This window comes from Candidatus Rokuibacteriota bacterium, from assembly GCA_030647435.1.
Classification (GTDB): Bacteria; Methylomirabilota; Methylomirabilia; order Rokubacteriales; family CSP1-6; genus AR37.
This window is the reverse complement of sequence record JAUSJX010000103.1, coordinates 1-3,896: the sequence shown is the minus strand read 5'-3', so window position 1 is coordinate 3,896 and position 3,896 is coordinate 1. Positions and strand designations below refer to the sequence as shown.

The following is a 3,896-nucleotide window of genomic DNA, read 5'->3' as shown; positions in this document are numbered from 1 at the left end:
CTTGGCCGCGCGCGCAAGTCAATGCACTTGGTCGGCACTACACGCACCGTGCCGGGCCCCGGTGTGCCGCGGCGCGCACTTACACCCCGGCGCGGCCCGAAACCCGGGGTCGCGCCGCTCGAACTGCGGAAGTTGGGCTAGTGCAGCACCTGCTTGTACGTCGGTTCGTCGAAGCCCACGAGGAGCGTCCGCCCCTTCCTGAGCGTGGGCGCCCGCAGGTTGCCCGTGGGCCCGAGCAGGAGGCCCAGCAGCGCGGCCCTGTCCGGCTTGCCCTTCCTGAGATCCACGTGGACGACGCGTCTGCCCTTGGCGGCATACAGCTCGTCCACGCCGGCGAGCACGCCCAGGGCCTGGTCGCCCTTGATGGTTTGCTTCTTGGCATCCACCTGGACGGCCGCGCTGATCCCGCGCTTCGCAAGGAACCCTTGCGTTTTGGCGCAGGTCTGTCAGCCGTTGCGGTGGTAGCTCCAGTCGATCTTCGTCATGGCGTAAACCTCCGTTTGATCCTCAGCATGGGCTGCTCGATCCAGCGGAACGAGGCGGCGGCGGTCAGGCCTCCCCCGAGCATCACCGGCTCCTTGGGAGGCCGACGCTGCCCGGGAGCCTCGGGGCTACGGGCGGACGTCAAACGCTCGATCCATCCACAGCGGAACCGCGAAAGCGACCTCATCCGCCACCGTCAGCACTACGCAGGGCCAGTGAAGCGAAATGCGAAGGCGCTCCCCTTCCGGCTTGACGACGAGCTTCCCAGCCTCGACGGGGAGGTTCGCCCGGCGCGCGGCGAGGAGGATGGCGGCCTTGACATCCGCCGCCTGTTCCGGGGCTGCGGCCGTGGATCGGCCCGTGGCCACGGCGGCCTTCTGGCGCTGGATGGAATCGCCGACGGCCTGCTCCACCGCCTCCTTGACCTGGAGGTAGCTCGATGCGGCCAACAGCGCTGCATACCCGAGGTACGCGGCAAGGCCAAGCCAGATGAGCCGATTGACCAGCGTCCGCAGTCTCATGGCCATCCTTCGGGCAAGCGGGAATATGACGCGGTTCGTGAAGCTTAAGGCCAAGCGACCGGTGGAAGCAAGGGCGCTGATGTTGAGCGGCATGGCGTCCGCGTGTTAGGGTGACGCCGCCGTGACCTTCGCCTCCCTCCCATGGCGCGCGATCCTTGTGGGAAGCCTCATCGGGCTGGCCGCCGCCCTGGCCGACGCCTACGATGTCTTGGGCTTGTTCGCCCACAACGAGCTCAAGGCGGTCAACGCGCAGTTCTCGCTGCGAGGCCCCCGCACGCCGCACGCACCGGTCGTCATCGTCACCATCGACGAGGACTCCTTCGTCGAGCTCAATATGCCGTGGCCCTGGCCGCGGGCGCTGCACGCCAAGTTCGTGGACATCGTGAGCCGCGGCAAGCCGGCCGTGATCGCCCTCGACATCCTGTTCATCGAGCCGTCGTCGCGCGGGCCCGCCGACGACCGGGCGCTCGCCCAGGCCATCGCGCGCTCCGGCAGGGTCGTGCTGGCGGCCGGGCTCGGCGAGGTCCGGGAGTCGGGCTGGATCCAGAAGCTGGAGAAGATTCAAACACCGCTCCCCGAGATCCGCGCCGGCGCGGCCGCGTGGGGCCCGGTCAACATCATCACGGACCCTGACGCGTTCGTCCGCCGCGCCCGGCTCACGATCGACTTTCAGGATCGCGAGTATCCCGGATTCGACCTGCAGATCTACCGGCTCGCCAAGTCCGCCGGGATCCCGACGGCGCCCCTGCCCGGCAACGCGGAGTTCTGGATCAACTATGCGGGCCCGCCGGACACCTTCCCGCGCGTCGCCTACTCGCGCGTCGTCAGCGGGGAAATCCCCCCGGAAGTGTTCGAGGGCAAGATCGTGCTGGTTGGAGCCACCACGCAGATCCTCCAAGACGTGTTCCCGACTCCCTTCGCTCCATTTCGAACCATGCCGGGCGTCATGATCCACGCGAATATCCTCGACACGCTGTTCGCAGGCATTCCGATCCGTCGCGCGCCGGCCTTGGTCGACGCGGCGCTGGCCATGGTCGCGGGCGGCGCGGCAGGGTGGGCCGCGACGGTGTTCCGGCCGCTCGCCGCGTTCCTCCTGGTCGCGGGCACGGCGCTGACCTACCTCGCCGGGACGCAGGCTGCGTTCCGGTGGGGACGCCTCTGGATGGACGCCCTGCCGGTGCCGCTGGCGCTGCTGATCCCCTACGTCGGCGTCGTCGCCAAGAACTTCGCGCAGGAGCAGGTCGAGAAGCGGCGGCTGTCGCGGTTCTTCTCGCCATCGGTCGTCAAGGAGATCGTGAGGCAGAAGGACGACGCAGGCCTGGGGGCGGGTCGGCGCCGCATGACGGTGCTCTTCTCCGACATCCGCGGCTTCACGTCTATGTCAGAGCGGATGCAGCCGGAGGAGGTCGTGACCTTCCTCCGCGAGTACCTCACGGTCATGACCGAGGTCGTCTTCCGGCACGGCGGGACGGTGGACAAGTACATCGGCGACGCGATCATGGCGCTCTACAACGTGCCGTTCGAGGCGCCCGACCACGCAGCCCAGGCGGTGCGGACGGCCGTGGAGTTCCAGGAGCGGCTCAAGCCTCTGGCCGAGCGGTTCGCCGCGAAGCACGGCGGCACGCTCGCCTGTGGCGTCGGGATCAACACGGGCGACGCGGTCGTGGGTACGATCGGCTCGGAGCAGCGCCTGGAGTACACCGCCATCGGCGACACGATCAACCTGGGCTCGCGGCTCGAGAGCATCACCAAAGACTTCAACGTGCCGGTCGTCATCAGCGAGGCGACGTGGCTCGAGGTCAACAGCCTCTTCGAGACGCGCTACCTGGGCGAGGTGACCGTCAAGGGCAAGGAGATCCCGGTCAAGATCTACACCGTGGTGGATCGCCCGCCCGAGCCGCCGGGCTAGGTGCCGCGGCCTGCCGACAACTGGATGCAGATGGCCTGGTCGAGGTAGTCGAGGTCGAACGGCTTGGGCACGTAGTCGGCCGCGCCCAGCTGGAGCACCTTCGAAGTGATCTCGATGTCGGCGTTGGCCGTGACCATGATCACCGGCATGGCCGGGTACGTCGCGACGATGCGCTTGAGGGTCTCCATGCCGTCCATGTCCGGCATGGCGACGTCGAGCAGGACCACGTCGGCGGGGGAGGCGTCGAGCAGCCTGAGTGCCTCGCGCCCGCCCTTCGCGACCGCCACGTCGTACCCCTTGCTCGAGAGGAAGTCGCGCGTGGCCATGCACACCTCAGGGTCGTCGTCAACGACCAGGATCTTGCCAGGACGCATCGCCCCTCCTCACGTGGCGTTGACTGCCGTCGCGTAGGCGCGCGGGATCGCAACAAGGATATTATTAGCCGTCGGCGACGAAAAGGCGTCAACAATACCGTGCGCGCCCCGCGCTCCGGAGGGCAGAATGAGGCGCATGGAGAGCGCGTCGGATCGGGAGCCCGGCTCGATGACCGGGATTCCCGGTGAGCTCGCGCCCGCCTCCGCGACCGGGCGGCTTGCGGGGTGCGCCTTCTGGACGACCCGATGGTTCCCGGCCGCCGCCGTCATCGCGCTCACCCTCGTGGCGTTCCTGCCGGTCCTGGGCAACGGCTTCATTCCCAACTGGGATGACGCCCTCAACTTCCTCGCCAACCCCCACTACCGCGGCCTCGGCCCGGCCCAGCTCCACTGGATGTTCACCACCTTCCACGCCGGCCACTACAACCCCCTGACCTGGCTCTCCCTCGGCCTCGACTATCTCCTCTGGGGCCTGCACCCCGGCGGCTACCACCTCACCAGCCTCCTCCTCCACGCCGCCACCGCGCTCGCCTTCTACTTCGTTTCGCTCCGGCTCTTCCGCCTGGCCCTGCCCCCGGCCCCCACCCCCGCCGCCCTCCGCTGGGGCGC

4 protein-coding genes and 1 pseudogene are annotated in these 3,896 nt (G+C 68.6%); 2 read left to right on the top strand and 3 right to left on the bottom strand.

Going from position 1 to position 3,896, the window contains the following annotated elements:
- Positions 1-137: 137 nt before the first annotated feature.
- Positions 138-434, bottom strand: a pseudogene (locus tag Q7W02_18340) (ArsC family (seleno)protein).
- Between the two features lie 177 nt (positions 435-611).
- Entirely contained in the window at positions 612-1,004 is a 393-nt protein-coding gene (locus Q7W02_18335; protein MDO8478119.1) for a hypothetical protein, read from the bottom strand.
- 121 nt (positions 1,005-1,125) lie between these two features.
- Between Q7W02_18335 and Q7W02_18330 the strand changes: the two genes are divergently transcribed.
- On the top strand, positions 1,126-2,913 hold the full coding sequence (locus Q7W02_18330; GenBank protein MDO8478118.1) for an adenylate/guanylate cyclase domain-containing protein: 1,788 nt from the start codon (positions 1,126-1,128) through the stop codon (positions 2,911-2,913).
- Here the strand turns inward: Q7W02_18330 and Q7W02_18325 are convergent.
- Positions 2,910-3,287 carry a response regulator gene (locus tag Q7W02_18325; protein MDO8478117.1) on the bottom strand — a complete coding sequence of 126 codons (378 nt, stop codon included), beginning with the start codon at positions 3,285-3,287 and terminating at the stop codon, positions 2,910-2,912. The genes Q7W02_18330 and Q7W02_18325 overlap by 4 nt on opposite strands.
- A 136-nt stretch (positions 3,288-3,423) precedes the next feature.
- Here Q7W02_18325 and Q7W02_18320 point away from each other — a divergent pair.
- Positions 3,424-3,896, top strand: a 473-nt coding sequence (locus Q7W02_18320) for a hypothetical protein (GenBank protein ID MDO8478116.1), incomplete at its 3' end; no start/stop codon positions are given.